This window comes from Gangjinia marincola (assembly GCF_039523415.1).
Lineage (GTDB): Bacteria > Bacteroidota > Bacteroidia > Flavobacteriales > Flavobacteriaceae > Gangjinia > Gangjinia marincola.
The window spans coordinates 1-25,665 of record NZ_BAAAFG010000014.1 but is presented as its reverse complement, the minus strand read 5'-3'; the positions used below and the strand labels follow the sequence as shown (position 1 = coordinate 25,665).

At 37.0% G+C, this 25,665-nt stretch carries 27 protein-coding genes, 1 rRNA gene and 1 other RNA gene; 14 read left to right on the top strand and 15 right to left on the bottom strand.

Annotation, left to right across the window (positions count from 1 at the left end; all coding sequences use genetic code 11):
• Positions 1–152: 152 nt before the first annotated feature.
• Positions 153–1,544, top strand: a complete 1,392-nt coding sequence (gene lpdA / locus ABD000_RS06950) for a dihydrolipoyl dehydrogenase (RefSeq protein WP_343765175.1) — start codon at positions 153–155, stop codon at positions 1,542–1,544.
• Between the two features lies 1 nt (position 1,545).
• Positions 1,546–1,821, top strand: a complete 276-nt coding sequence (locus tag ABD000_RS06945) for a DUF3817 domain-containing protein (RefSeq protein WP_343765169.1) — start codon at positions 1,546–1,548, stop codon at positions 1,819–1,821.
• Positions 1,822–1,823: 2 nt separating this feature from the next.
• On the opposite strand, the gene ABD000_RS06940 is transcribed toward ABD000_RS06945, so the two are convergent.
• The 5 genes from ABD000_RS06940 to ABD000_RS06920 form a co-directional block, all read right to left on the bottom strand.
• Positions 1,824–2,522, bottom strand: coding sequence for a porin family protein (locus ABD000_RS06940; RefSeq protein ID WP_343765165.1), 699 nt, complete (start codon positions 2,520–2,522; stop codon positions 1,824–1,826).
• A gap of 79 nt (positions 2,523–2,601) precedes the next feature.
• A complete protein-coding gene (gene aroQ / locus ABD000_RS06935) occupies positions 2,602–3,018 on the bottom strand; it encodes a type II 3-dehydroquinate dehydratase (RefSeq protein WP_343765158.1) in 417 nt (138 codons plus the stop codon).
• Between the two features lie 3 nt (positions 3,019–3,021).
• On the bottom strand, positions 3,022–3,534 hold the full coding sequence (locus ABD000_RS06930) for a porin family protein (RefSeq protein WP_343765155.1): 513 nt from the start codon (positions 3,532–3,534) through the stop codon (positions 3,022–3,024).
• A gap of 28 nt (positions 3,535–3,562) precedes the next feature.
• Positions 3,563–4,099, bottom strand: a complete 537-nt coding sequence (locus tag ABD000_RS06925; RefSeq protein ID WP_343765152.1) for a hypothetical protein — start codon at positions 4,097–4,099, stop codon at positions 3,563–3,565.
• Positions 4,100–4,236: 137 nt separating this feature from the next.
• Positions 4,237–4,869 carry a porin family protein gene (locus tag ABD000_RS06920; RefSeq protein ID WP_343765149.1) on the bottom strand — a complete coding sequence of 211 codons (633 nt, stop codon included), beginning with the start codon at positions 4,867–4,869 and terminating at the stop codon, positions 4,237–4,239.
• Between the two features lie 104 nt (positions 4,870–4,973).
• Here ABD000_RS06920 and xerD point away from each other — a divergent pair, with 104 nt between their 5' ends.
• On the top strand, positions 4,974–5,870 hold the full coding sequence (gene xerD, locus ABD000_RS06915) for a site-specific tyrosine recombinase XerD (protein WP_343765146.1): 897 nt from the start codon (positions 4,974–4,976) through the stop codon (positions 5,868–5,870).
• Positions 5,871–5,878: 8 nt separating this feature from the next.
• Here xerD and rny read toward each other — a convergent pair whose 3' ends face one another.
• The 4 genes from rny to ABD000_RS06895 form a co-directional block, all read right to left on the bottom strand.
• On the bottom strand, positions 5,879–7,444 hold the full coding sequence (rny, locus tag ABD000_RS06910) for a ribonuclease Y (RefSeq protein WP_343765144.1): 1,566 nt from the start codon (positions 7,442–7,444) through the stop codon (positions 5,879–5,881).
• 58 nt (positions 7,445–7,502) lie between these two features.
• A non-coding RNA gene (gene ssrS, locus ABD000_RS06905) (6S RNA) lies at positions 7,503–7,622 on the bottom strand.
• Between the two features lie 49 nt (positions 7,623–7,671).
• Positions 7,672–7,965, bottom strand: a complete 294-nt coding sequence (locus ABD000_RS06900) for a cell division protein ZapA (RefSeq protein ID WP_343765141.1) — start codon at positions 7,963–7,965, stop codon at positions 7,672–7,674.
• 5 nt (positions 7,966–7,970) lie between these two features.
• Positions 7,971–8,207: a hypothetical protein gene (locus ABD000_RS06895; RefSeq protein ID WP_343765138.1), complete on the bottom strand. Its 237-nt coding sequence runs from the start codon at positions 8,205–8,207 to the stop codon at positions 7,971–7,973.
• A 234-nt stretch (positions 8,208–8,441) separates the two neighbouring features.
• Between ABD000_RS06895 and ABD000_RS06890 the strand changes: the two genes are divergently transcribed.
• Positions 8,442–10,136, top strand: a complete 1,695-nt coding sequence (locus ABD000_RS06890; RefSeq protein WP_343765135.1) for a M23 family metallopeptidase — start codon at positions 8,442–8,444, stop codon at positions 10,134–10,136.
• A gap of 7 nt (positions 10,137–10,143) precedes the next feature.
• Positions 10,144–12,606: a TonB-dependent receptor gene (locus ABD000_RS06885; protein WP_343765132.1), complete on the top strand. Its 2,463-nt coding sequence runs from the start codon at positions 10,144–10,146 to the stop codon at positions 12,604–12,606.
• 14 nt (positions 12,607–12,620) lie between these two features.
• On the opposite strand, the gene ABD000_RS06880 is transcribed toward ABD000_RS06885, so the two are convergent.
• Positions 12,621–13,775 carry a cysteine desulfurase family protein gene (locus ABD000_RS06880; RefSeq protein WP_343765129.1) on the bottom strand — a complete coding sequence of 385 codons (1,155 nt, stop codon included), beginning with the start codon at positions 13,773–13,775 and terminating at the stop codon, positions 12,621–12,623.
• Positions 13,776–13,865: 90 nt separating this feature from the next.
• On the opposite strand from ABD000_RS06880, the gene ABD000_RS06875 reads away from it, so the two are divergent.
• Positions 13,866–14,807: a hypothetical protein gene (locus ABD000_RS06875; RefSeq protein ID WP_343765126.1), complete on the top strand. Its 942-nt coding sequence runs from the start codon at positions 13,866–13,868 to the stop codon at positions 14,805–14,807.
• On the opposite strand, the gene ABD000_RS06870 is transcribed toward ABD000_RS06875, so the two are convergent.
• Both ABD000_RS06870 and ABD000_RS06865 read right to left on the bottom strand, forming a co-directional pair.
• Positions 14,804–15,355, bottom strand: coding sequence for a Smr/MutS family protein (locus tag ABD000_RS06870; RefSeq protein WP_343765124.1), 552 nt, complete (start codon positions 15,353–15,355; stop codon positions 14,804–14,806). The genes ABD000_RS06875 and ABD000_RS06870 overlap by 4 nt on opposite strands.
• On the bottom strand, positions 15,339–15,545 hold the full coding sequence (locus ABD000_RS06865) for a hypothetical protein (RefSeq protein ID WP_343765121.1): 207 nt from the start codon (positions 15,543–15,545) through the stop codon (positions 15,339–15,341). Before ABD000_RS06865 ends, ABD000_RS06870 begins: the two co-directional genes overlap by 17 nt.
• Positions 15,546–15,639: 94 nt before the next feature.
• Between ABD000_RS06865 and ABD000_RS06860 the strand changes: the two genes are divergently transcribed.
• Genes ABD000_RS06860 through ABD000_RS06850 form a run of 3 tightly spaced genes read left to right on the top strand, consistent with a single transcriptional unit; the run spans position 15,640 to position 18,217 of the window.
• The gene (locus ABD000_RS06860; protein ID WP_343765120.1) at positions 15,640–17,589 is read left to right on the top strand and encodes a T9SS type A sorting domain-containing protein; all 1,950 of its coding nucleotides are present in this window, start codon (positions 15,640–15,642) and stop codon (positions 17,587–17,589) included.
• A gap of 6 nt (positions 17,590–17,595) precedes the next feature.
• Positions 17,596–17,874 (top strand): DUF2752 domain-containing protein, encoded by a 279-nt coding sequence (locus tag ABD000_RS06855; RefSeq protein ID WP_343765118.1) that lies wholly within the window; start codon positions 17,596–17,598, stop codon positions 17,872–17,874.
• A gap of 13 nt (positions 17,875–17,887) precedes the next feature.
• Positions 17,888–18,217, top strand: a complete 330-nt coding sequence (locus ABD000_RS06850) for a CCC motif membrane protein (RefSeq protein ID WP_343765116.1) — start codon at positions 17,888–17,890, stop codon at positions 18,215–18,217.
• Positions 18,218–18,307: 90 nt separating this feature from the next.
• On the opposite strand, the gene rocD is transcribed toward ABD000_RS06850, so the two are convergent.
• Positions 18,308–19,585, bottom strand: a complete 1,278-nt coding sequence (rocD, locus tag ABD000_RS06845) for an ornithine--oxo-acid transaminase (RefSeq protein WP_343765115.1) — start codon at positions 19,583–19,585, stop codon at positions 18,308–18,310.
• 127 nt (positions 19,586–19,712) lie between these two features.
• On the opposite strand from rocD, the gene rlmD reads away from it, so the two are divergent.
• The 3 genes from rlmD to ABD000_RS06830 are packed head-to-tail and all read left to right on the top strand — an operon-like array spanning position 19,713 to position 22,334.
• Positions 19,713–21,128, top strand: coding sequence for a 23S rRNA (uracil(1939)-C(5))-methyltransferase RlmD (gene rlmD / locus ABD000_RS06840; protein ID WP_343765113.1), 1,416 nt, complete (start codon positions 19,713–19,715; stop codon positions 21,126–21,128).
• Complete coding sequence (locus ABD000_RS06835) at positions 21,125–21,637, top strand: DUF6452 family protein (protein WP_343765112.1); 513 nt, start codon at positions 21,125–21,127, stop codon at positions 21,635–21,637. Before rlmD ends, ABD000_RS06835 begins: the two co-directional genes overlap by 4 nt.
• On the top strand, positions 21,618–22,334 hold the full coding sequence (locus ABD000_RS06830; protein ID WP_343765111.1) for a DUF6048 family protein: 717 nt from the start codon (positions 21,618–21,620) through the stop codon (positions 22,332–22,334). Before ABD000_RS06835 ends, ABD000_RS06830 begins: the two co-directional genes overlap by 20 nt.
• Here the strand turns inward: ABD000_RS06830 and ABD000_RS06825 are convergent.
• Positions 22,331–23,500, bottom strand: a complete 1,170-nt coding sequence (locus ABD000_RS06825) for a THUMP domain-containing class I SAM-dependent RNA methyltransferase (protein ID WP_343765109.1) — start codon at positions 23,498–23,500, stop codon at positions 22,331–22,333. The genes ABD000_RS06830 and ABD000_RS06825 overlap by 4 nt on opposite strands.
• A 45-nt stretch (positions 23,501–23,545) precedes the next feature.
• Here ABD000_RS06825 and ABD000_RS06820 point away from each other — a divergent pair, with 45 nt between their 5' ends.
• Together ABD000_RS06820 and ABD000_RS06815 are read left to right on the top strand one after the other, a co-directional pair.
• The gene (locus ABD000_RS06820) at positions 23,546–24,277 is read left to right on the top strand and encodes a class I SAM-dependent methyltransferase (RefSeq protein WP_343765107.1); all 732 of its coding nucleotides are present in this window, start codon (positions 23,546–23,548) and stop codon (positions 24,275–24,277) included.
• Entirely contained in the window at positions 24,277–24,945 is a 669-nt protein-coding gene (locus ABD000_RS06815; protein WP_343765105.1) for a ZIP family metal transporter, read from the top strand. Before ABD000_RS06820 ends, ABD000_RS06815 begins: the two co-directional genes overlap by 1 nt.
• A gap of 362 nt (positions 24,946–25,307) precedes the next feature.
• Here ABD000_RS06815 and rrf read toward each other — a convergent pair.
• Positions 25,308–25,415, bottom strand: a 5S ribosomal RNA gene (gene rrf, locus ABD000_RS06810).
• Between the last annotated feature and the right edge of the window lie 250 nt (positions 25,416–25,665).

The window sequence follows — 25,665 nt, the reverse complement described above, 5'->3', positions numbered from 1 at the left end:
TCTTCTACGTAATGCATAATGTTGAGCTTACGGGTATTTTTCCGAAGAAAAACAATACCGATTTTCTAATTTCTATCCTATAAATTACCTGTTTACTAGCTACGTATTACCGTAGCATTTCGTAAATTCGCTTCCGCAGAAAAAAACAAACTATGAGTAAATATGACATCATCGTTGTTGGGAGTGGACCGGGTGGATATGTAACCGCAATCAGGGCATCTCAATTAGGATTTAAAACCGCTGTGGTTGAAAAAGAGGACTTAGGAGGCGTTTGCCTTAACTGGGGTTGTATTCCTACCAAAGCACTATTAAAGAGTGCTCAGGTTTTTGAATACTTAAAACACGCCGGTGATTATGGACTCAAGGTGAAAGAATTTGATAAAGATTTTGACGCTGTGGTCAATCGAAGCCGAAATGTAGCCGACGGAATGAGCAAAGGCGTCCAATTCTTAATGAAAAAGAACAAAATTGATATTTTGGATGGCTTCGGAAAAGTTTTAAAAGGTAAAAAAGTACAGGTTACTCCAGGAAATGGGGAGGCTAAAACCCACGAGGCTGATCATATCATTATTGCAACCGGAGCAAAAGCGCGTGAATTACCTAATTTACCGATTGACGGAAAGAAGGTCATAGAATACCGCAAAGCAATGACAATGGAGAAGCAACCGGAAAGCATGATCATCGTTGGATCAGGTGCGATTGGCTGCGAGTTTGCATACTTCTATAATTCAATGGGAACCCAGGTGACCATTGTTGAGTATCTTCCTAATATCGTTCCGCTAGAAGATGATGAAGTCTCAAAGCAATTAGAGCGTAGTTATAAGAAATCTGGAATTAAAGTGATGACCAATTCGTCTGTTGAGTCTGTTGATACCAGTGGTGATAAAGTAAAAGCGACAGTCAAAACTAAAAAAGGAGAAGAAATTTTAGAGGCTGATGTAGTACTTTCTGCCGTTGGCATCAAAACCAATATTGAAAATATAGGTCTTGAAGAAGTAGGGATTACCGTAGAAAAGGATAAGATACAGGTAAACGAATGGTATCAAACTAATGTTCCCGGGTATTACGCGATTGGAGATGTTACTCCTGGTGCAGCTTTAGCCCATGTTGCTTCTGCCGAAGGTATTATTTGCGTCGAAAAAATTGCAGGAATGCATGTGGAGGCGCTAAATTATCAGAATATTCCGGGTTGTACCTACGCTACACCTGAAATTGCCAGTGTAGGAATGACTGAAAAGCAGGCAAAAGAAGCCGGTTATGATGTGAAAATTGGAAAGTTTCCTTTTTCAGCGTCAGGTAAAGCTAGTGCTTCCGGAGCGAAGGAAGGTTTTGTGAAGGTTATTTTTGATGCCAAATACGGTGAATGGTTGGGCTGCCATATGATAGGCGCAGGTGTAACCGATATGATTGCTGAAGCTGTTGTGGGTCGAAAACTAGAAACAACAGGGCATGAAATTCTAAAAGCGGTACATCCACATCCAACAATGAGTGAAGCAGTAATGGAGGCTGTGGCAGATGCATATGGTGAAGTGATTCATCTCTGATATGCTTAAAACATTTAAACTCATTGCAATTCTTGAAGGCATCTCGTATCTCCTATTATTAGGAGTTGGGATGCCTTTAAAATATCTGGCTAATATGCCAACGCCTAATATTTATATAGGCTATGCGCATGGTTTTTTGTTTATAGCCTATGTTGCCTTAGCACTGCTTTTTACCATTGAAAAAAAGCAAGGATTCAAACGCTTTGTGATATATTTTATCGCCGGCCTACTACCTTTTGGCACATTTTACGTTGAGCGTAAATACTTAAGAAGTTAACATTATCGAATCAGATAGGTTGCAGAAACGTAAAAGGCATTATTAAATTGTTCTGTTTCTGCTATGCCTTCATCGGCTTTACCATTAATGTTGTTTAGCCCTCTGGTATATCGTATTCCAAGTCCTACGCGTGGTGTTAGAAAATACTCTGCGCCTATACTTAAAGAAATATCCACATCGCTAATATACTCTTCTAATTCAATTACAGATGCCGCCGTATCGCTTTCATCTGGATCTAGCTCAGTTTCAGAAAGAAATCGAAATCCTATTTGCGGACCTCCCATAACCCTTAGATTATCTATTACTTCATATCCCAATAAAATTGGAAAATGAATGTAAGTTAATTTTATTGTTAGGTTACTCCCTGAATTGATATCTTCTTCGTAGAACTGCGTATTTTCATCTGACTCAAAATCGTATCCTTGTCTTGCGTAGATGATGGAAGGATGTATTGTGAATCTTGATTCTTCTCCCAATCTAAATCTGGATGTTAAACCAATATGATAAGAGGTTCTTGGATCAAAACTATCAGCATTATCTCCTGATACTGAACTTAATAAGAATCCACCGGTAAATCCAAAACGTACGGAATAAAAACTATCATCAACAATTTCTTCCCTATTGGCACGTTCTGCCGGTTGGGTTTGTGCGATAACGGAAAATGACGTGCTAAGAAGTAATAAGAGTAGTGCTTTTTTCATGGTTGTATTTTTTATTAAAATTAAAACCAATCCCATGGGAGCACTCTAAAACTTATGGTAAAGAAATGTTATTCCTTTGTTAAGGTAAGAGAGCAGTAATAGCTAACTTATAACTGTTTAAACCAAACCCAACGATGACTCCCTTTGCTCCGGCAGAAAGATAGGAGTGATGACGATACGCTTCTCTGGAGAACGTATTGGAAATATGAACTTCAACTACAGGGATGCTGATTGCCTTAATAGTATCACCAAGTGCTATGGAGGTATGAGATAATCCGCCGGCGTTGATCACAACAGCATTAAAATCCTGGTCTGCCTGTTGTAAATGGTCTATCAAATCACCTTCATGATTCGACTGTACGTGAGATAACTCAACGTCTTTAAAATTAAATTGTAGTTTAATAAAATAATCCTCAAAAGAAATGTCACCGTAAATCTGCGGCTCTCGTTTTCCTAAAAGATTTAAGTTAGGACCGTTGATGAGTAGAATTTTCATACGTTATATATTTATTCCTATGCCCAAACTTAAGGTTCTAAGTGTACTGGAGTCATAATTTATAGAGTCTGAAGCTCTATCAGTTAATTCAAAAGAGTATCTGAGTTCTATAAATACGCTACTAAAAATATCATAGGCAGCACCTACACTAAGATCTACGCCAAAATTGTTTAAATCGTCAATATCCTCAAGTAACAATGTTGCCTGGGGACCTGCCTGAATATTTAATCCTGTGCCGCCCAGGTAATATTTTAGCATCACCGGTAGGTAAATGAGATTTAAATCATTGACATTGCCGTATAACAATGAAGGCTGCAGATGAATTTTATCTGTTAAATCCAGATCTATAAATGTTCCTACATAAAAACCTGAATCTGAATCACTCGTATCTAAGGTTGGTGTTTCGTTTTGACTGGTAAGGTTTAAGTAACCTCCTGTTAAGCCAAACTGTTGTGCATTCGAGTGATACGAGCACATCAATCCAACAAGCAATAAGCAAAAAAACTGTTGTTTCATTTCCTTAATTTTGAAGCAAAATAAGGAATTACTTCAAGAATACCACGAATCCCACGGCAAATTGGAATACATTATCTGAAGAAAAATCCTGGTTGATGCTAATATCATACCTCAACCCGGGTTCAATAGATAATACATCATATAAGAAGAAAGCGTACCCGGCCTGTAATCCCAGATAAGTTGGTTTGCGTTTAGGGTTGGTAAGCTGTGCCGCATTTACATCCGTTTGAAATGCAAAACGTTCATTAATATAATATTTTGCGCCTATCTTATAGGATATAGTTTCTATCTCTAAGTCTTCATCGAGTCCATTATCTGCATATCCTACCCCTGCTTTAATCGCAAAATGTTCCAGCAAAAAGTACCCAACCTCTCCACCTACGCTGTATGAGGTTACACCATCAGCTGATCGTAAACTTAAACCGGTGAAAGATGGATGCGCATCGCCTAATCCTGTGTTTGCTTCAATAAACCAGGTTTTTTTGCTGGTAGGACCTCCAACGCCAGATTGAGCATGCAGGTTTACGCCTAACGCAATGAGCAAAAGAGTGAGAGCTTTTTTCATTGTAATATAGTTGATGATTCTATTGGATAACTCCATTACTATAGTCACATTGCATGCATAGGGTTAAAAATTTCAAAAAAGAGCATAAAAAAACGGAAGCTGGTGGGCTTCCGTTTTAATAATGAGGCATTAAGGATTTAAAAAATGTAACCTACAGATATCTGTAATACATTATTAGTAACACTAAAATCATCAGGAGCACCTTCAAGAATATTTGTAAAACCTAATGTATATCTAGCGTCTAGAAATAGGCCCATTTCCAATTTGTACCCTATACCAAAAGCACCGCTAAAATCAAATGATTCGTAATCATCTGATGCATCTCTTGTATCGGAATCTGAAAAGTCTGGTCCAGATAATTCTGCTTCATCTTCAGCATCAATTAAAAATCCTAATTGAGGTCCAACTTGGAGGCTAAGACCTTCAATTACATATATTTTAGCAATTATTGGGACGTTCAAGTAACTCGTCTTAAATTTTCCCTCAGATTTGAATTCACCTCCAAAATCTTGGAATGTAGACTCAAATGTAACTCCTTGCTGACTATAAATTACCTCTGGTTGAAGTGAAAATTTATCAGAAATTACGTATTCATAAACAACACCAACATGGAAAGAAGTTCTGGACTCTAAATCCTGTCCAAAATCATCTGTATCCCCTCCCCAATTAGAAACATTAAGTCCTGCCTTAATTCCAAAATTATAATCTTGAGCCTGTACAGCTGTTAATCCAAATACTGCAAAAGCAACTAAAAGTAAAAATTTTTTCATTTTTTATAATTTAAAGTTATATACAAATATACCTATCTCATATTAAGCTAAAGTAAATTGACTTTAACTTATGTTAACAATTTTCAATGTAAATTTGTGGATAAATGACCTGGAAACAAGCTGTAAAAGATTATCAACACTACCTTAAAATTGAGCGTGGGTTAGCAAATAACACTATAGTTAATTACTGTCTTGACATTGAAAAGCTTGTTGCGTACATTGAAAATAGAGAACTTCACCTCTCTCCAATTACTATTACTGAAGATTATATCAAGGAGTTTGTTTATACGACGGCTAAAGAAGTCAATCCCCGTTCACAAGCACGAATGATTAGTGGATTAAAAAGTTTTTTCTCTTATTTAGTATTTGAAGATTACCGCAAGACAAATCCGCTTGATCTTATCGAAGCCCCCAAACTCGGCAGGCAACTCCCTGATACGCTCAGCGAAACCGAAATAGATACGCTAATCCAGGCAATCGACTTAAGTAAACCTCAAGGAGAACGAAATAGAGCGATGTTGGAGACATTGTACGGCTGCGGACTTAGAGTTACAGAGCTCATTGAACTTAAACTTAGTGATTTGTTTTTTGACGAAGGTTTTATCAAAGTTACCGGCAAGGGCAATAAACAACGTTTTGTTCCTATTAGCGGTCAAACCGTAAAATTCATTGAACTGTATCGTACGACCATAAGAAATCATCAAATCGTTCAAAAAGGCTTTGAAGACACCTTGTTTCTTAATCGCCGTGGCAAGCAACTTACCAGAGCCATGGTCTTCACAATCATAAAGCGATTGGCAGAAAAAATGGAATTAAATAAGAGTATAAGTCCGCACACATTTCGCCATTCTTTTGCGACACACCTACTTCAAAATGGGGCAGACTTAAGAGCCATACAGCAAATGCTGGGACATGAAAGTATTACCACTACCGAAGTGTATATGCACGTAGATCGTTCTCATCTAAAGGAAGTGATGGAACAGTTTCATCCAAGAAAATAAACGCTCTATTACTTCGCTATATTCACCGCTCTGGTTTCTCTAATGACCGTAACTTTTACCTGACCAGGATAGGTCATATCAGTTTGTATTTTTTGAGAAATTTCAAATGATAAGTTGGCTGCCTTATCGTCATTTACCTTTTCACTTTCAACAATTACGCGCAGTTCTCTACCCGCTTGAATCGCATAAGCCTTTTTAACCCCGCTAAATCCAAAAGCAATATTTTCTAAATCTTTGAGACGTTGAATATAAGAATCAACAATTTGTCTGCGTGCACCGGGTCGCGCACCGCTAATTGCATCACACACCTGTACGATTGGTGATATTAAGGATTTCATTTCGATTTCATCGTGGTGAGCACCAATGGCATTGCATACATCAGGTTTCTCCCCGTATTTTTCGGCCCATTGCATTCCTAAAATAGCATGCGGAAGTTCTGTTTCGGTTTCTGGGACTTTGCCGATATCATGCAGTAATCCTGCTCGCTTAGCCACTTTTGGATTTAGTCCAAGTTCTGAGGCCATGACACCACATAACTTAGCCACTTCGCGTGAATGCTGCAATAAGTTCTGACCGTAAGAAGATCTGTATTTCATTCTGCCAACGATCTTGATTAATTCAGGATGGAGTCCATGAATTCCCAAATCAATAATTGTACGTTTACCTATATCTGCAATTTCTTCGTCGATTTGCTTTTTTGTCTTGGCTACGACCTCTTCAATACGTGCTGGATGTATTCTACCATCGGTTACTAGACGGTGCAATGATAATCTCGCAATTTCTCTCCTTACAGGATCAAAACAAGATAAAATGATTGCTTCCGGCGTGTCATCTACAATAATTTCAACACCTGTGGCTGCTTCTATCGCACGAATATTTCGGCCTTCACGGCCAATAATTCTACCTTTCACATCATCACTCTCTAAATTAAAAACAGAGACACAGTTTTCTATTGCCTCTTCGGTTCCAATACGCTGGATCGAATTAATAATGATTTTCTTAGCTTCTTGTTGTGCAGTTAATTTGGCTTCTTCAATAGAATCCTGTATCATCGCCATGGCATCGGCTTTTGCTTTTTCTTTGAGTGATTCTACAAGCTGAGCTTTCGCCTCTTCTGCCGGTAACCCGCTTATGATTTCTAATTGCTGGATTTTTCGATCATGCAGTTTATCAATTTGCTCTTGTTTCTTTTCGAGGTATTCAACTCTATGGGTATAGTCCTTGAGTTTATCTTCAACTCGCTTGTTAAGTTTTGAATTTTTTGAAAGTTCATTAGATACTTGTGATTCCTTATCGCGAATTCTTTTTTCAGTTTCGGCCATTTTTTTATCCCGACCTAAAATCACCTTTTCATGTTCAGATTTGAGTTCGATAAATTTTTCTTTCGCCTGTAAAATTTTATCTTTTTTAATGCTTTCCCCTTCATTTCTTGCGTCCTTTAAGATAGTCTCAGCCTCTCTACGGGCATTTTCAACTACCTTTGAAGAGTTGTTTTTTTCCAGAAATTTTGATATTAAAAACCCTAAAGCTATACCAATTAAGGCGATAATTAAGAATACAATATTAGAATCCATTATATATAGTGTTGACGCAAAACATACAAAAAAAGCCTGTACTAGTAGGGTTTTGTATAAACTCCTGAAAACAGGTTTAGGGCTAACCAGCTGATCAAGGATCCGTCTGTCTGTTTGCACAGAAACGGCATGCTTTTACAACTAAAACTCACCCTTTTTAAACAAAATAGTGTTGAGTTTATCAAAAATAATTACTAATACAGGCAGTATTAAGTATGTAAAGAACGTTATGAATCCAGATGTGATTGAAGCATATCACTTAGTGATTTTAGCTTCTGCTCTACACCCAATAATTCATTTTGATTATTAATAACTTTTTGTTCTGTTTTAGCGGCAAATTGCAATGCACACATGGCCAGAACATCTTGTTTATCTCGTACTGCGTAACTCTGCTCAAATTGTTTGATCATAGCATCAATTTTCTTTGAAGCCTTTCGTAACCCCTCTTCCTGATCTGGTAAGATGGTAAGAGGATATACACGGTCTGCAATAGATAATTTTATTTTTAGCTTTTCTGCCATAAAATTTATTCTGCCAATTGAATGATACATTGATCAATCTCTCTGATCAACCTATTTATTTTGAGCTTAGTTTCTTTAGTATGATCATTACTGCCTAATAAAGCATTGGCCGTTTTTAATGTTTGATTTTCATTCGTGATATCACTCATCTTTTGAGTCAACTGCATATTCTCTGTCTTTGCAGTTTTTAAGTCACTTTTAATAGCATGTAGTTGATCCTTTAACTCAGTATTTCGTTTCATTACTTTAACGATCCTGTATTCCAAAGAATTTATAATATCTATCACACTATCCATACATTAAAGGCAATGCTTATTCCTACAAAATTAACACGCTCATTTTTATAACGCAATTTTTTGTTCTTTTATTTCAGATAGCTAAAAAACCAATTCTTTACTTAATTAATTTTCAGGTGATTGGTATAGTTCATGTGTTTCTTTTATTTTAGCCAACGTATTTAGTCCCAAGTATCTTTTATGAAATTCATTTATCTGCTCCTTACAATTACGTTTTTTTCATTTTCATTGATTCATGCTCAAGAAACAACACCGGCAGATTATTTCAAATCCCCATTAGATGTCGCCTTAATCCCCTCAGGTACATTTGGTGAACTTAGATCGAACCATTTTCATAGCGGTATTGATCTTAAAACACAAGGGCGCGAAGGTTTACCTGTTTACGCTTCCGCGGAAGGCACTGTAAGCCGAATCAAAATTTCTCACTATGGATACGGCAAAGCACTTTACATCAAACATCCTAACGGCTATTCTACGGTATATGCACACCTGAAAAAATTTTCTCCAGAAATTGAAGCATTCGTAAAACGCAAACAGTATCAAAAAGAAAGTTACGAAGTTGAATTATTCCCAAAACCGGGTGAATTATATGTTGAGCAAGGCGCTGTTATCGCCTATAGCGGAAATACGGGCGGAAGCGGAGGACCTCATCTTCATTTTGAGATCAGAGACGGTAGGTCACGCCCCATGAATCCAATGGACTTTGGATTAGACGTAAAAGACTCTACCAGACCGGTAATTACAGGCCTTTTCGCGTATCCTCAAAATGAAAATTCTCACGTAAATGGACTAAATGAACGCCAAGAACTTAGGCTTATACCACTTAAAGATGGTAATTTTAAAACCGAAGCAATTCATGCCATGGGAGACGTTGGCTTCGGGATTGTTAGTATAGATCGACAAGATTTAGCCGGTAATCAAAATGGTGTATACAGGATTCAAACCTTTGTCAATGGTAATCAAAATTTTCAGCTTGACTTTAAAAAATTCGCCTTTAGTGAAACCCGGCACATTAATCAATTGATTGATTACGGCTACTATCAAAATAATAAAAAACGAATACAAAAACTTTATGTTGAATCAACCAACCCACTAAGCCTGTATCAAAAAAAAATAAATCAAGGCATCGTGAAACTTGTTGACTCTACTCAATGCCAATATGCCATTAAAGTGTTCGACTATAACGGTAATGAGACTACCATAAGAGTTCCTATTGTAGTCAAAAAAGAAGCGATAAAATCTCCAAAATCATTCACTTCTAATTATTTGGTGACAGCAAATGAACCCAGCGTTTTTGAAGGAAATGGCTATGATATTTATATTCCAAAAAATGCCCTTTATAAAGATGCCCATCTGGACATTGATTTTAGTTCTAACCTATTGAAATTTCACACAGATACGATCCCAATTCACAAAAATATTACGATTGGAATGGATGTTTCCAGTTATGATGCAAATGATCAACAAAAGCTGTATATCGCGAAAAAGAATTATCCCACTGCAGATCCTTACTATGTAAAAACTTATCGCAAGAAAAACAGACTTACGGCTAAAACAAGAAATTTTGGATATTTTCTCATTGCCACCGATACAATTGCTCCTAAGATTGAACCCGTAAATTTTGAAAACAAAAAATGGCTATCCAATTACAGGTACTTGAAACTAAAAATTACAGATCAGGAAAGTGGGATCAAATCATACAGAGCAACCATCAATGGAAGGTTTATTTTAACCGAATACGATTATAAAAAAGATCTGTTGACATACGACTTTAATGATGCGGTCGTTACTGGTACTGAGAACAAATTAAATGTTGTGGTAACCGATAATGTAGGAAATAGTACTACATTTGAACGCATCTTTTATAGAAAATAAGCTTTCCTTGAGAACCCTTTTTGTTTTACCTTTCTTATTGTTAACTAGCTTAGTCATTTACTCCCAAACCGGGCAGGTAAGAGGTATTGTATTAGATGAAAATTCCTCGCCGGTGGCATTCGCTAATATTACATTTGCGCAGGGTGGCACTCAATCTAATGAAAACGGCTTCTACCAATTAGAGGTACCTTCAAATCAAGAAGTGGTCATCACCATAAGCTACGTTGGGTATAAGAATGTGGTTTTTACCGTTGATTTGAAGCCCAATGAATTTATCGAAATTAATCCTGTGCTTAAGGTAGAGGTAGCACAAATTGGCGAAGTTGTTATCTCATCAAAAAATAGAGCCGCAGTACAGGGAATCACAACTGTTTCACCTGAGGCAATAAGAAAAATCCCCGGAGCCAATCCCGGGGTAGAAAATCTGCTTAAAACACTCCCGGGTGTATCTTCTAATAATGAGCTTAGTACGCAATATTCAGTAAGAGGAGGGAATTTTGATGAGAATTTAGTTTACGTAAATGAGATTGAGGTTTATCGCCCTTTTTTGATTAGAAGCGGTCAGCAGGAAGGATTAAGTTTTGTTAATACTGACTTAGTGCGAACGGTAGACTTTTCTGCAGGAGGTTTTCAAGCAAAATACGGAGATAAATTATCCTCAGTCTTAGATATTACATACCGAAGACCTGTGGATTTTGGTGGAAGAGTAAATCTAAATCTTTTAGGCGGTAGTGCTGCTGTTGAAGGTGTTTCAGCAAATAATAAATTCTCTGGAATTATTGGTGTACGATATAGAGATAACAGTCTGCTGGTAGACGCACGTGAAACCGAAACAAACTACGATCCCTCCTTTGCAGATGTTCAAGCATATCTAACGTACCAGTTTAGCAAAAAATTTGAAGTAGGATTCTTAGGTAATATTGCTGTCAATGAATACAATTATGAACCTGAAACCAGACAAACCAACTTTGGTACATTACAGGATCCAATAGCTCTTTTAGTATTTTATGATGGTCAGGAAGAAGACCGCTACGATACCTATTTTGGAGCCCTAAAGGCCACCTATACACTTTCTGAAAACTATACTGCAAAGCTTATTGCTTCTACCTACCATACAAAAGAACAGGAACATTTTGACATCCTGGCACAATACAGACTGGGCGCAGTAAATACCGATTTAGGCAGTGATGATCTTGGTGAAGTTGAATTTAGTGAGGCCGTTGGCGGGCAGCTTACTTCTGCCAAAAATGACCTTGATGCATTAATTACAACGGTTCAACATAAAGGACAATTTATAAAGGATCGACTACAACTGGACTATGGAATTAAATACAATCGTGAAGATATTAGAGATCGGGTTCGGGAATTTGAAGTAATCGATTCAGCAGGCTTTTCAGTACGTCCTCCCCTTCCCGACTTTCAGAATAATCAGCCTTATGAACCTTTTGATGCTCCGCTAGAACCTTTTACATCGGTAAGAGCGTTTAATGAAACAGTAATTGAGCGAGTGCAATCTTTTGCTCAGGCAAGCTATAAAACTCAACTCAATAATCATGAGATTTGGTTAAATGGTGGCGTTCGCAGTCACGCGTGGACCGTTGATGATGAACGCACAGCCTCATCCAATTCTCAACACGTATTTAGTCCCAGGGCCCAGGTAGCCATTAAACCAGATTGGAAAACCGACATGTTATTTAGAGTCTCTGGCGGAGTGTATTACCAACCTCCTTTTTACAGAGAGCTAAGGGATTCAACCGGTACAGTACGACCACAAGTGAAAGCGCAACGATCACTACATCTTGTACTTGGAAATGAATACAGCTTTAATCTGTGGAATCGCCCATTCACCTTAACCAGCGAAGCGTATTTTAAAGAATTGGACGATGTAAATCCTTACACCATTGAAAATGTAAGAATACGTTATCGCGCAAGGAATAATGCCGAAGCCTATGCGTACGGACTGGACTTACGTCTCAATGGTGAATTTGTTCCGGGAACAGAAAGCTGGGTGAGCATTGGTGTACTTAAAACCGAAGAGAATATTGACGATAGAGGCTACATCGCAAGACCAACTGATCAACGCTTTAAGTTTGCCGCATTGTTTCAGGATTATGTCCCCAAATTTCCCAACTTTAAAGCCTTTTTAAATTTAGTTTATAATACAGGGTTACCCGGTGGTTCTCCCAGTTATGCAGACCCGTATGATTTTCAAACCAGACTTAGAGACTACAGGCGAGTAGACTTTGGTGTATTATACGTGGTTACAGATGAAACTAAACCGGCTAAAAAAGGAAGCTGGTTGGCTAATTTTGAAGAACTCAATGTAGGTGTTGAGATTTTCAATATGTTTGATAACCAAAATTCTATAACCAATACATTTGTTCGAGACGCAGCCTCGCAGCAGTTGTATGCTGTTCCAAACTTTCTTACACCACGTGTATTCAATATTCGCCTGGGAGTGAGATTTTAGATGGTCAAGGCTAATTACTTTTTTCCGCTAACCAGTTTGTTGAGTACATCAATCACATAATCCACCTCCTCTTTTGTATTGAAAATAGAGAATGAAAACCGAATAGATGGTTTTTTTTGATCTTCCTCAGTCAAAATTTCAGCAAGTACATGAGAACCTTTACCGCTTCCACTTTGGCAGGCACTCCCTTTTGAACAGGCTATGCCATGTAGGTCCAATTGAAATGGAAGCATCAATGCTTGAGATTCATCTAAAGGCAGACAAACATTAATTAATGTATATGTGCTTAATGAAGTATTTTCGCAGTTTCCATTTAGATTAGCTTGAGGGATGTGCTTCTTTAATTGTGTGATAAAGTATTCCTTTAATTCTTGAACATACGCTTTTTCTTGATCCAGGTTGGCATAAGACATATCAAGTGCTTTTTCCATCCCTACGATATTATGGACACTTTCTGTTCCGGCTCTAAACCCACGCTCTTGCTCACCGCCCAGGATTTGTGCTTTTAATCCGCTGCCTTTTCTAATAAAAGCAAAACCCGCACCTTTAGGACCGTGAAATTTGTGGGCACTTACAGCAGCAAAATCAACCGGAATATTCTTCAAATCCAGTTCAAAATGCCCGATAGATTGAACCATATCACTATGGAATAAAGCATTCGCAGCCTTACAAATCTTCGCAACAGCGGCAAGATCAATTTTATTTCCTACCTCATTGTTGATGTGCATTAAACTAACCAGTGTTTTCTCCCCATCTGTCTGTAATAATTCTTCTAAATGAGCAATGTCTGGTGTTCCACATTTTTTTAGATCGACGTAGGATAGCGTTATGCCATAAGTCTGTTCTAAATACTGCGCTGTATGTAAGACGGCATGGTGTTCAATTTTAGAGGTAATTATACGCTTAACACCTAAATCTCTTACGGCACTGGTTAGAACCATATTATCAGCTTCAGTCCCTCCCGAAGTAAAGACAATCTCACCGGCAGTAACATTGAGATGAGCAGCAATAGACTTTCTAGCCTTCTCCAACAATGACTTGGCTGATCGCCCAAAAGAATGTGTTGAAGATGGATTACCGTGCACTTCAAGCATTATCTTTGACATTTCCTCAACCACCTCTGGTCGTATCGCAGTAGTAGCAGCGTTATCAAAATACACTTTTCTCATAGGCTGCTAAAATAAGACTTCTCATAATTTCTTACTAATCATTTGAGGTTTCTTGATTTATGGTATTTTTGTTGTTATAAGTTTATGCCTATGAAACTGAGTATCTACATTATGTTACTTCTTTTTTTCTTCATTAGTTGTGATGATGGAGATATTATTGTTACTAGCTTTGATTTTGAGGATACGGCACTCACGGCCTGCGAGGAATTTGACAGTGAAGGAGATGAATTTATTCGATTAGTTTACAATATAAACACAGATTCTAATGAGTCTATCTCATTATCATTTTCAAATACTGATTTTAATGGGTTCTTTATAGGGTCAGCTGCTCAAAGTGATGTTATCAATTTATCAATTAACAATACAAGAGAAGTCGTTTATCGTACTTACAGCGGGTCCCCATCTGGTGATTTATTTTGCGCAAATGTAAGTCCTGCAGAACCTATCGTAACCGAAGAATATACCAGCACTACCGGTGGGATGATTAATATATCAATCAGAGCAACAGAAGAAAATGATGACGATGACAGCGATGGTGATAATATATTGAATATAGATGAAGATCTTAACGGCGACGATGATTTTACCAACGACGACTCAGATGCTGATGGGATTCCTAACTATCTGGATGCAGATGATGATGGAGATAATGTTCCAACGATTATCGAAATTGGAAATGAAGAAGAGTTTCTAGATACCGATAATGACGGTACGCCCAATTACCTGGATACAGATGATGATAATGATGGAGTTCTTACCATTCAAGAAGACATTAATAAAAATCAAGATCCCAGAGATGATATTGATGAAACAGGTAATGCTTTTTACCTCGACCCGCTAATTGCTGATTCAGCCGATGAGGAGCTGGAACAAGCCGAAAATGCCATTGACCGTACTTTTGAAAGCACAATTACGATTGCAGATTTAACACTTACGCAAACTGATGGTGACGCTACGATAACACAACGTTTTTATACCCTGGGAACGATTGAAAAAACAGTAACAGAACTTGTCATTCCCTTTACTGATTAAGTCTTTTGTTGTGGAATATATACCTCTGTAGCTCCTAATCCATATACGCGATGATCAGCTTCGTAAAACCGAATATTATCATAGCGTCTAAACAGGGTTTCAAGCTCTGATTTTAAGACTCCTTCTCCTACTCCATGAATAAATACAATCTTGCGCAGTCGCTTTTTGATCGCAAATTCTAATTGTCGTTTTGCCGTATCTAATTGCAGGTTTAAGATATCAAAATTTGACATCCCCTTATAACGATCTACCAGCTTCTCGATGTGCAAATCAATTTCCAAGACCGAAAGCTGTTGTTCTTTAGGTTTGAACGAGATGACTTTCTTAGGCTTTTTAACTTGTTTTTCCGCTTTCGCGGAAGCGATCTCCTGGTAGGATATATTTAGTTCTTCTGTAGCAATCTTCACTAATTCTTTAGGTAGAAATGTAAGCTGAAATTCATCTGAAGTTTCTATCGTAACCTTATCATCTTCCGAAGCAATCACTCTGCCCTTAATATCGTCATCTAGTGTCTCTACCAGATCTCCTACACTAAACTTTTGGGTCATCGTCCTGAGTATTATCTGTATTATTTTCTTTTACCCACAGCTGCGTACTTCGATATAATCCAAGCATTAAAATCACAAAGCCACCCACCTGAAAATAAACCAAATCTTCTTTTACACCCATACCGTACACAAGCAGTGCAGCACCAGTGATAATAAGTATTGTATTGAGAAACTGTCTATTTATCTTCATTAGCGATAATATAAAGGCCTTATGAGTACAATTATAACTTTAATTTTGTATCTATTTTTAATAAATGTGGTATTTTAGCACAAATTTGTTGAAAATGAAAAGAATATACGCCCTATTATTCCTAATTACCGCTACAGGAGCATTCGCACAGCTCACCATCAAACCTACTGATGCTGGCTCAGATGTGTTTTTGTACGCAAGAAACACCAATGTTTTTGTTACAGGTGAGATGAATCTGCAACCCAATTCAAATACTGGAGATTCAGACTTAAGTCAGGACATTGCAAATTTTTATTTACGAAATGAAGCTCAACTTATCCAAGGATTCGCATCGGGACCTAATACTGGTAATGGTGCTATTTCTGTATTTCAAGAAGGTACGGTAGATGCATTTGAATATAATTACTGGGGATCACCTGTTGGAGAAGCTACCGGAACGGGAAACTCAGACTTTGGTATTACATTATTGAACAGACCTCTTAATACGGTATTTAGTGATGCTATTGCTGTGGGAGGTATTAATTTTAATGGTTTTACATCAGAAACTAATCTTAATATCGCCGGGTTTTGGATCAATAAATTTATCGGGGATATCAATGCTCCATTTGGAACAGGAGAAGGGTACGAAGATTGGATTCAAGTATCGGCCGCTACGAGTATTGAACCTGGAGAAGGTTTTACGATGAAAGGTACAAATGGTACAGATACCACCACATTACCTCAAGAAACAGCTAGTCAAGTACAAAACAATCCCGGGGGATCGCAACGCTATGACTTTAGAGGACGCCCTCGTAATGGAACAATAAATATTAATGTCAATTTAGGAGAAGAATACTTGGTCGGTAATCCCTACCCTTCCTCCTTAGATTTAAATTATTTCCTATTATACAATTCTGGGAGTGACGTAAGTACCTGTACTTCTTCTGCCGTAACCCCTAGAAATAATATAACCGGTACGGCATTTTTCTGGTATCAGGACGATACGGTAAATTCTCATAATATACAAGCATATCAAGGAGGATACGGAGCTTATTCTCCTGGACCAGATTGTAACTCTACAGGTACATTTGTAGATCCAATCTATTTTATGTACGATGCAGATGGAAACCCTGTTGGACCAGGTACCACAGTGGATCAAATTGATAATCGATCTACTATCCCATTAGCTCAAGGCTTTTTCGTAGAAGGTGCAGATAGTGATAATTTTGATGGCTCTCAGTTACAATTCACAAATGACATGAGAGTTTTTGAACAGGAAGAAGGTGACGTGATTTTCACATTGACAGATGGTGATGATAATGAGGACTTACCTAATAAAAACTCAGATGCTGAAAATAATTCTTCTGATGATGTCGTGGTTTACCCAAAATTTTATCTCGATATAGTTTTTAATGACACTTATACGCGTAGAATAGCATCTTCCTTCCACAATGAAGCAACTATAGGATATGATAAATCTATGGATGCAAAGAATTTTGATAAAGAATTACGTTCAGATGCAGGATGGAATATTGATAACGAGAAATTTGTGATTAACATGCTTCCTTTCAATGAAGACGCAATAATAAGTCTACTTATTGAGACCGAAGATAATACAGAGATTGATTTTTCAGTAAATAAATTTGAAAACTTTGAAACAGAGAACATTTTCATTTACGATAAATTAACTGGTATTTATCACGATGTCAAGAATGATATTTTTACTATAATTCTCGACGAAGGAGTATATACAGATCGTTTCAAATTGACCTTTAAGGATAACTCAGGCGTATTGGCGATAAATGAAGAACTGGCAGATAGCTTTAGCATTTATCAAAATAATGCTGCACAGTTGTTAGAAATTAAAAATCCAAACACTTTGGACATTTCATTGATTGAGGTATATGATATTGCCGGGAAAAAAGTAATCACTAAATCAGGTACTGGAGCTGTGAGAGATATTCAAATCTCAACTGTAAATCTATCCCAGTCGACGTACATTGTACGAATTAATACCGTAAATAATATACAAAGAACTCAAAAAGTGATCATCGCTAAAAACTAATCCTACATGGAAAAGTATATGCTCCCATGCCTCAATAAAAAGATAATGGGTGTGGAGTGTTTAGGATGTGGTATTCAAAGAGCCGTTATGCTTCTCTTTAAAGGAGAATTTGTAGCGGCTTTTTATATGTACCCTGCGATATATTCAATTCTTTTGTTATTTTCGTTTATAGGCATCAACCATTTTTTTAAAATTAAATATGCCAATATCATAATAGTAGGCTTGCTTATCTTAAGTTTTGTGATGATGACAACCAATTATATTTTAAAACTAACCAACCATTAACTTCTGACCTTTTATGGAAAATCAAAAATTACCCAATGTTACTATTTCATTAATCCTTGGAATCATTTCCTTTATTGCTTGCTGTTGTTCGTCTGGTCTAGGCGGACTAATATTTTCTGGAATTGCATTATATCTGGCAAAGAAAGACGAAACTTTATATCAGGAAAACCCTGAACTCTATGATAATTACAGTCAGTTAAAAACAGCCAAGACAGTAGCTATTGTGGGGCTTGTAATTGCAGCCATCACATTAATACTAACAATTATTTGGATGATCTCTCTAGGAGGATTTGCTGCCTATATGGAACAAGTGAGACAAATGCAAGAACAGTATGGAGCATAAACGTGTTTCATGCAATATCGTTTAAAACAAAACTCCCAGACATTAACTGTATGGGAGTTTTGTTTTATAACCTATTAACTTAGAATACTCTTATTCAAAATCTTTCAGCGTACGCGTAATAATCTGCACGCATTGCAGTAACTTATCCTTTGTCATTACCAGCGGCGGTGCAAATCGTATGATGTTTCCATGAGTAGGTTTTGCTAAAAGACCATGCTCTTTCAACGCCATGCAAATGTCCCAGGCGGTTGAACTGTCTTCAGTATCATTAATCACAATAGCATTAAGTAGCCCTCTACCTCTAACAAGATGTACAATACCGGAGTTTTCAATATATTTATTCATTTCAGCTCTAAAAAGCTCCCCTAACTTTCTGGCATTTTGAGCAAGATGTTCATCTTTTACTACTTCTAAGGCGGCCATCGCCACTTTACCAGCTACTGGATTACCCCCAAACGTAGACCCATGCTGACCTGGTTTAATCACATTCATAATAGCATTATCTGCTAAAACAGCACTCACAGGATACGCCCCACCAGACAATGCCTTACCCAAGATTAAAATGTCGGGACGACTATACGTCTCCTGTCGCTCACAATGCCCCTCACATGAACATGATCCACACACTGCAAGCAACGCTCCTGTTCTTGCAATACCGGTCTGAATTTCATCAGCAATAAATAAAACGTCATATTTGTTACATAACTCTTTTGCTTTCAACATATAATCGTCAGCGGGTGTGTATACGCCAGCCTCACCTTGAATAGGTTCCACTAAAAATCCGGCGACATTCTTATTTTCTTTTAGAGTTTCTTCTAATGCCTGTAAATCATCATAAGCTACTTTCACGAAACCTGGAGTATAAGGACCAAAGTTTTTTCGGGCGCCTTCATCATTTGAAAAAGAGATAATAGTTGTCGTTCTCCCGTGAAAATTATTCTCACAAACAATGATCTGTGCTTTTTCCTCAGGAATTCCTTTCTTCTCATAGGCCCACTTTCTACAAATTTTAATGGCAGTTTCAACGGCTTCGGCACCCGTATTCATAGGTAACAATTTATCGAAACCAAAATACGACGTAGCATATTTTTCATATTGTCCAAGAACATCATTGTAAAATGCCCTGGATGTCAATGTAAGCTTTTGAGCTTGTTCGTTCATAGCTCCTACTATGCGCGGATGGCAGTGACCTTGATTCACAGCAGAGTAAGCAGATAAAAAATCAAAATAACGCTTGCCTTCAACGTCCCAAACATATACTCCCTCTCCTCGCTCTAAAACCACTGGTAAGGGATGATAATTATGAGCTCCGTATTTCTCCTCTAAAGCAATGGCTTCGTTCGATGTGATCGTATCTATGACTGACATATTAAGTATTTTAAGTTTGGCACATTAATTACAATGTGTTTCGTGCTACATTCTAAAGATCGCAAATTACTAAATCTTTGTCCTAATTTTGAGGATGCTGATGAATAAATCTTCCTATTTTTGCGCTATGGCAAGAAAAAACAAACGCAAAATTTTTGAAGATATCACATTAATTGATGCGGGTGCTAAGGGAAAAAGTATAGGAAAAGCTCCAGATGGAAAAGTGATTTTTGTAAATAATGCTGTGCCTGGAGATATTGTTGATGTTCAAACAACTAAAAAGAGAAAAGCCTTTTATGAGGGTTCTGCGATTGCCATAAAAGAATTTTCAGGAAAAAGAACTGAACCGGTTTGTGAAGATTTTGGAACGTGCGGTGGATGTAAATGGCAAAATATGAAATATGAAGAACAGTTATATTTCAAACAAAAAGAGGTCATCAATAATTTAACCAGATTAGGTCATGTAGAATTGCCTACGCCATTACCCATTGTAGGAAGTGATAAGCAGTATTTTTATCGCAATAAAATGGAATTCTCTTTTAGTAACAAACGTTGGTTAACTCCCGATGAAATCAATAAAGGTCTAGCCATAAGCGATAAAAATGCATTGGGATTTCATATTCCGCGTATGTGGGACAAAATTTTGAATATAAATAAATGTCATCTTCAGGAAGATCCCAGTAATGCAATACGTAATAGTATACATGCATTCGCCGTAAAAAACAATTTATCATTTTTCGATGTTAGAAATCAAACAGGACTATTGAGAACGCTCATGATTCGTATTTCTTCGACAGGAGAACTTATGGTTTTAATTCAGTTCTATGATGACGATGTTGCAAAGCGTGAATTATTATTAGACTATTTGAAATCTAAATTCCCACAAATCACTTCCTTACTTTACGTAATCAATCAAAAAGGAAATGACACAATTTACGATCAGGACGTTATTTGTTATCATGGTCGCGAATATATCTTTGAGGAAATGGAAAAATTAAAGTTCAAAGTAAATGCAAAATCATTTTATCAAACTAATTCTCAACAAGCCTATGAGCTCTATAAAATAACCAGAGATTTTGCCGGTTTAACCGGAAATGAACTCGTCTATGACTTATACACAGGAACAGGAACGATTGCACAGTTTATTGCAGGTCATGCGAAAAGAGTGGTAGGCATTGAGGCTGTCCCCGAAGCGATTGAAGACGCCAAAGAAAATGCCCGATTAAATAAGATATCAAATACCAGCTTTTTCGCAGGAGACATGAAAAAAGTGTTTACTGCAGATTTCATATCAGAAAATGGTCAGCCAGACGTTATAATTACAGATCCTCCTAGAGATGGAATGCATAAAGACGTCATCGACCAAATCATTTCAATCTCACCAAAAAGGATTGTGTATGTAAGCTGTAATTCAGCAACGCAAGCAAGGGACTTGAACATGTTGGATCATAGTTATAAAATCACAAAAGTGCAGCCGGTAGATATGTTCCCTCAAACGCATCATGTCGAAAATGTAGTGTGCTTGGAAAAGAGATCATCATGAAGAAATTCCACACGTACTATTTCCTATGGATCTTAATGCTCCTAGTGTTTGGATGCCAAAGAGACGATCTCTGTCCAGAAGATACTCCCACGACTCCTTCTTTAAACATTGACTTTTTAGATTTTTCAAATCCAGCCATTGCTAAAAATGTAAGTAACCTTTCTATCAAGGCACAGAATGAAGACGAATTCCTGCCCTTAGGTGATGAGGGTGATACCATTATATCATCAACCAATTCAATTCTCATTCCGCTTCGAACCGATAACAACACGACGGTATATGATTTTATAATTAATGACAATGAAGGCAATGTTGTGAACGTAGATCAACTCATATTCAATTACAACACAAAGGAAATTTACATTAATAGAGCCTGCGGATTTAAGGTGGAATATGAAAATTTTGACGCCATCCTAACTCAAGATGACAACCGCTGGATTTCTTCCATTGATGTTATTGAAGATGAAATAGTAGACGAATCTATTACGCATGTACAGATACTTTTTTAATATTTTTTTCGCTTTGACCTGCGTAGCTCATTCTATAGGGCAAAATGATAATAAAACACAACAAAATCAAGATTCTATAGTGTATCAGGAGAAATATGGTCTGCGTATTGGTGTTGATCTTGTTCGTCCTATAAAATCTTTGGTAGACGAAAATTTAACCGCGTTTGAGGTAAATGCAGATTATCGCTTATCTCAAAAATTATATGCTGCTGGCGAATTAGGTTACGATACATCAACGTACGATGAGGAAAATTTACTCGTCACAGCGCAGGGAAGCTATATCAAGCTGGGTGTTAATTATGACACATATGAAAATTGGCTTGGAATGCGAAACAGTATTTATGCTGGTGTGAGATATGCGTTTGCAAGCTTTAGTCAGGACTTAGAAGAATATGTTATTTACAATAGCACTCAAGATTATTTTGAACCAGATGTAAGATCACAGAATCAAGAGTTTAGTGGGCTAACTGCGGGTTGGATTGAGTTGCAGGGAGGGATCAAAGTTGAACTAGTAAAAAATATCTACATTGCTGCACACGTTCAACTCAAAAGAAGAGTAAATGAAACCAAACCAGATGGATTTGATAATCTTTATATTCCTGGTTTCAATAGAACATACGACGGTAGTACGTTTGGCGTTGGTTGGGGGTATTCTATAAATTACTTTCTTCCACTTTATAAAAAAGATAAACGCTAGGATTCCTCTTTGCGTTTATGGACTTTTTTTGTTCCCGCATACATTTCATATTTTACGAGTCTACCCTCAAGTTTTCCACTAAATAATTTGATCTTTCGAGAAGGTTTGAGTCCTACATGTTTAATGGCCTCTAAATTACTTGTTATAAACCATGAATTTGTAGAAGGATAACTTTGCTTTAGAGTGTCCCCTAGATTACTATAAAATTCCTCCATATTAATAGCTATTCGTTCACCGTATGGGGGATTAAAGACCATGTGAAGTGATTTTTCTGGTTTATCTTTATTTGTTTTGAAGAAGTCTATGTTTTTATAAGAAATAAAATCAGATAGATTAGCATTTCGAGTGTTTTCTTTCGCCTTTTGAATCGCAGAGGGAGATTTATCATAACCGATGATTGAAACATTTAACTCCTTGATTTTTTTGAGTACAGACTCCTCTATAACTTCAAATAAATCTTCATCCCAATCGCTCCATTTTTCAAAACCAAATTCCTTTCTGTTTATATTCGGTGGAATATTACAAGCAATCATCGCGGCTTCAATAGGAATAGTCCCACTGCCACACATCGGATCAAGAAAATCCTGATCACCCGTCCATCCGGATAGAAGAATCGAACCTGCAGCTAAGACCTCATTCATAGGAGCAATATTCGTTGCGAATCTATACCCTCGCTTATGAAGAGAATCTCCAGAACTATCTAGGGATATGCTAACTTTATCCCGATCAATATGAATAAACAATCGAACGTTTGGATGATCCTTATCGATAGATGGTCTGCGATTATGAATTTCCCTAAAACGATCAACGATAGCATCTTTCATTTTTAGAGCCACATACTGTGAATGTTTAAAATGATCAGAAAAAATTGTTGATTCAATATAAAATGTATCGTCGACACGCATAAACCTTTCCCAGTCAAACTTTTTGATGATAGAATATAAGGTCTCTTCATTTCTCGCTCTAAAATCATAAATAGGCTTCAAAATTCTAAGTGCGGTTCTTAAAGATAAGTTTGCTTTATACATGAATCCCTTATCCCCTTCAAAACTAACCAAACGATTGCCTTTGGATACATTCATAGCACCTAATTGAACTAATTCTTTAGCAAGTACATCTTCCAAACCATACAAGGTTTTGGCAATCATTTTAAAGTTATTACTCATAGAGATATAGTAAGAAAATGCAAAAATACACTAATTTAGCGCGCTATGTCAAAGACTACTACAAAATGCTATTCCTCCTGGTTCGATACACCCTTCTATCATATTTTATATAAGGATCGTGATCATAAAGAGGCAAGATTATTTATGTCTAAATTGACTAAATATCTCAAAATAACTAAAGGGGTGCGTGTGTTAGATTTAGCATGCGGGAGAGGTCGTCATTCAATCTACCTAAGCACTTTAGGGTATAAAGTTACAGGGGCAGATCTTTCTGAAAATAGCATTGCTTATGCAAAAAAGTTCGAAAATAAGAATCTAACCTTCATGGTACATGATATGACACAACCAACAGGTAAAGATTTTGATACGATTCTTAACTTATTCACTAGTTTTGGCTATTTTGAGAAAGAAGAAGACAATCTTAATACGCTAAAATCAATAAAAAAAGACCTCAAACCCGGCGGACGTGCCGTTATTGACTTTATGAATGTTCATTTTGTTAGTAAGGGGTTAGTGCGTGAAGAAGTAAAAGTAGTGGATAAAATTGAGTTTCATATTAAACGTTGGATTAAGAACGGATTTTTATATAAGAATATACGCTTTAAAATAGAAGATGAAAACTATGACTTTACTGAAACTGTCAAAATGATAACCCTAGAGCATTTTCAAAAATATGCAACAAAATCTGGTTTGGAGATCATTGACACATTTGGAAATTACAATCTGGACAGATTTTATGAAAAATGTTCTGAACGCTTAATTGTGATCTTTAAATAATGATTATTCTTTTACCATTTGCGGCAGTTTTAATCGGCTATATAATTGCGCTAAAAATATCCACCAAACAAGAAAATTCGATCAAACTATTGCTGGCTTTTAGTGGAGCTTTTTTATTAGCGATTACGATGTTTGAACTTCTTCCAACACTCTTCAATTACGATATAAATCAAGTAGAAGTATTTATCATGATGGGTATACTGCTACAAATTGTATTAGAGTTTTTGTCGAAGGGAGCAGAACATGGTCATGTACATAATAACGGCAATAATAAGAATACGATAATACCAATATTTATAAGCCTGAGCATTCATTCCCTAATTGAAGGATTCCCCATTGTAGAAAATCAAGCACTTCTTTTTGCTATCGTGATACATAAAATACCAATTGCAATCATAGTGACTACCTTTCTATTTAAACAAAAGATTTCATCAACAAAAAGATATGCATCGCTTCTTATCTTCGCCTTAATGACGCCATTAGGTGCTTATTTAGGAAAATATAGCGCTCAAATTGAAGTTATATATCCTTATTTAAATGCAATTTCTGTTGGAATCTTCTTGCATGTATCTTCGATCATTCTATTCGAATCTTCAAACAAACATCAATTCAATATAAGGAAGCTGTTTACAATTATCGTAGCAATAGTGATAGCATATTTTCTTTAAGAATAATTTTCTGCGTGCTCCCGTCTCATTCTGTCGACGTGACCGGGCTATCCGCTATATCTCTTTCCCAGAGTTTTGGGAAAGAGGATGCCGCTGCTATCCCTGCCCGAAGGGAGTTGCGAGAAGCCTATGCTTCGAAGTAATCTTTTGATTGTACACGTAATATTCCCTCGAACCTATACATTTAAACAGCATCCGGTCTTAGACGTCAGTCTAATAACCCTCAAAATCAAGCACTCATGTACCTTACTATTGAAAATGTATAGAGTCCCCCTTAGGGGGATTTAGGGGGAGGGGATTTTAGGGGATAAGATTTAGTGGATAAAAAAAGACCCAACCATATAAATGATTGAGTCTTTAAAAGAAGGCGGCGACATACTCTCCCACGGATGCAGTACCATCTGCGCTGATGGGCTTAACTTCTCTGTTCGGAAAGGTAAGAGGTGAGCCCCATCGCTATAACCACCTTAAATCATTGTGACTTCCATCGCTACTACGTCCACCGAAGCTTCAGCGTAGGTGGATAACCACCTTAAAACTTAATCCCGGACTTGATTCGGGATCTCTTCCTACCTAGGCAGGAATTAATATCTTGACATAAAAAATAATAAAGCAATTTATACGCTCTTGAATCGAGCACTTGTAGATTTTAAAAATCTTGAGCGATAAGCTCATACGGGTTATTAGTATCACTTGGCTATGACATTACTGCCTTTACAC